1 pseudogene is annotated in these 784 nt (G+C 54.3%); it reads left to right on the top strand.

The features are described 5' to 3' along the window. Positions 1–784 (top strand): annotated as a pseudogene (locus Xbud_RS19140) (DNA primase); the annotation flags it as partial.

The raw sequence follows: 784 nt of genomic DNA on the forward strand, positions 1-784 counted from the left end.
CGGTGAAACTAATCTCCAGCACAAGATATTAGCTATCGCCGAAGAAGAAGGGGTACGGCAGGCCGCCTATGCGCTGAAGCTGTTGCAAAGTGATGGCGAGCTGACGATGGCGAGCACGGGCAAGGATGAAGCGACCGGAAACCTCGTCACCAAAAGCTACACCGTGAAAGGCCCGGTGATGCTGATGCTCACCACCACCGCCATTGATGTGGATGAAGAACTGCTGAACCGTTGTCTGGTGCTGACGGTCAATGAATCCCGCGAACAGACCGAAGCTATCCATGCGTTGCAGCGCCAGAAACAGACACTCGAAGGCCTGCTGGCTGAAAACGAGCGGGACTATCTCACCGCACTGCACCAGAATGCCCAGCGGCTGCTGAAACCGCTGAATGTGGTCAATCCCTATGCCAGCCAGCTGACCTTTATGTCAGACAAAACCCGTACCCGCCGTGACCATATGAAATACCTGACGTTGATCCAGAGTATCGCGTTGTTGCACCAGTATCAGCGGGAGATCAAGACCGCTGAGCATCGTGGCAAGCGGCTTGAATATATCGAAGTCAGCAAAGACGATATCCGGCTCGCCAATCAGTTAGCGCATGAAATCTTAGGCCGGACGCTCGATGAGATGCCGCCGCAGACCCGCAAGCTGTTGCTGTTGATCCAGCAAATGGCGCACGAAATAGCGGCAGATCAGCAATGTGCCCTGAACGCCGTTCGTTTTACCCGGCGGGATATCCGCGACTTTACTCAATGGAGTGACAATCAGCTTAAAGTGCATTGC

The sequence above is a fragment of the Xenorhabdus budapestensis genome (assembly GCF_002632465.1).
GTDB lineage: Bacteria > Pseudomonadota > Gammaproteobacteria > Enterobacterales > Enterobacteriaceae > Xenorhabdus > Xenorhabdus budapestensis.